The sequence below is a fragment of the Mesorhizobium sp. genome, assembly GCF_024509055.1.
Classification (GTDB): Bacteria; Pseudomonadota; Alphaproteobacteria; order Rhizobiales; family Rhizobiaceae; genus Mesorhizobium.
Genome location: NZ_JANINM010000264.1, coordinates 1 through 2,446, shown reverse-complemented (window position 1 = coordinate 2,446; position 2,446 = coordinate 1). Strand labels below are relative to the sequence as shown.

The 2,446-nt window shown below is 64.5% G+C and carries 1 protein-coding gene; it reads left to right on the top strand.

Annotated features, from left to right (window positions below; all coding sequences use genetic code 11):
• The coding region (locus Q0L57_RS12650) for a calcium-binding protein (protein ID WP_296743114.1) at window positions 1–2,446 on the top strand (2,446 nt) is incomplete at both ends.

The following is a 2,446-nucleotide window of genomic DNA, read 5'->3' as shown; positions in this document are numbered from 1 at the left end:
GACGACACGTACGTGGTCGACAATGCCGGCGACAAGGTGTTCGAGAACGCCAACGAGGGCACTGACACGGTTCGATCCTCAGTGAGCTTCACGCTCGGCGCCAATGTCGAGAATCTGGTCCTGACCGGGACCGGCAACATCAACGGTACCGGTAATGCCGGCCAGAACACGATTACCGGCAATGCCGGCAGCAACCAGCTCGATGGCGGCGGCGGCGGCGACACCTTGCAGGGTGGTGCGGGGAACGATGTCTATTACGTCCGCAACGCCGGCGACGTGATCATCGAGGGCGCGGGAGAGGGCACGGCGGACACGGTGCTGGCGACGGTCAGCTACACGCTGACCGCAGGAGCCCAGGTCGAGCGGCTGGCGGCGTCGGATGCTAATGCGACCACCGCGCTCAACCTGACCGGCAATGCGTATTCGCATCTGATCCAGGGCAATGCCGGCGCCAACGTGCTGACCGGCGGCAGCGGCAATGACAGCCTCTATGGCTATGCCGGCAACGACCGGCTCGATGGCGGGCAGGGCGTGGACACGCTGTATGGCGGAATCGGCGATGACACTTATGTCGTCGACACTGCCGGCGATCAGGTGATCGAAAATGCCGGCGAGGGCACCGACACGGTCGAATCCTCGATCAGCTATACGCTCGGCGCCAATGTCGAGAACCTGACCCTGACCGGGGCGAACGCGATCGACGGCACCGGCAATGCCGGCGCCAATATCCTTCGCGGCAATGGGGCGGCGAACACGCTCAACGGCGGCGGCGGGACCGACACGCTCTATGGTGGTGGTGGCGACGATACCTACATCGTCGACAATGCCGGCGTGCAGATCTTCGAGAGCGCCAACGAAGGCACCGACACGGTCAAGTCCTCGCTGAGCTACACGCTCGGCGCCAATCTCGAGAACCTCGTCCTGACCGGCAGTGCCAACATCAACGGCTATGGCAATGCCGGCCAGAATATGATCACCGGCAATGCCGGCAGCAACCAGCTCGACGGCGGCGGCGGCGGCGATACGCTGCAGGGAGGGGCGGGCAACGACGTCTATTATGTCCGCAACGCAGGCGACGTGATCGTCGAGAATGCCAATGAGGGCACCGCCGACACCGTGCTGGCGACGGTCAGCTATACGCTGACCGCAGGAGCCCAGGTCGAGCGGCTGGCGGCGTCGGATGCCAATGCGACCAGCGCGATCAACCTGACCGGCAATGCCTGGTCGCACCTCATCCAGGGCAATGCCGGCGCCAACGTGCTGACCGGCGGCAGCGGCAACGACAAGCTCTACGGCTATGCCGGCGACGACCGGCTCGATGGCGGGCTGGGCACCGATACGCTCTATGGCGGGATCGGCAACGACACCTATGTCGTCGACAGCCTCAGCGACACGATCGTCGAGAATGCCAATGAAGGTACCGACACGATCGAGTCCTCGATCAGCTTCGATCTCTCGACCGTCACCAATGTCGAGAATCTGACCCTGGCCGGCACCAACGCGATCAACGGCACCGGCAATGCGTTCGACAATGTGATCCGCGGCAATGCTGCCGCCAACACGCTCAACGGCGGTGGCGGCAACGACATGCTCTATGGCGGCGCCGGCGACGATATTTACGTGATCGGCGACGCGCATGCCAAGGTGATCGAACTGGCAGGCGAAGGCAACGACACCGTCCAGGCCTCGGTCAGCTACTCGCTTGCGGGCATGAGCAATATCGAGACGCTGCAACTGACCGGCACGGCGAACATCAACGCCACCGGCAATGGCGAGCACAATATCCTGATCGGCAATGCCGGCAGCAACCAGCTCGACGGCGGTGGCGGCGGCGATACGCTGCAGGGAGGGGCGGGCAACGACGTCTATTATGTCCGCAACGCAGGCGACGTGATCGTCGAGAATGCCAATGAGGGCACCGCCGACACCGTGCTGGCGACGGTCAGCTATACGCTGACCGCAGGAGCCCAGGTCGAGCGGCTGGCGGCGTCGGATGCCAATGCGACCAGCGCGATCAACCTGACCGGCAATGCCTGGTCGCACCTCATCCAGGGCAATGCCGGCGCCAACGTGCTGACCGGCGGCAGCGGCAACGACACGCTGATGGGCTATGGCGGCAACGACACGTTGTTCGGCGGCGCCGGCGCCGACAAGTTCGTGTTCGCGCACGGCACCGGCCAGGACAGTATCGGCGACTTCGTCACGGGCACCGACAAGATCGACCTGACGGCAATCGGCTTTGCCAGCTATCAGGACGTGATCAACGCGACGCACGATGTCGGCGGCAACGCGGTGATCGACCTCGGCAATGGCGACCAGCTGACCCTGACCGGGGTCACCACGGCACAACTCCACTCGGGCGACTTTATCGGGGTCGGCAACAGCGCTGCCGCCGCCACCCAGATGCAGCCGTTCGTCGCCGACCTCGGCACCGATGCCACATGGC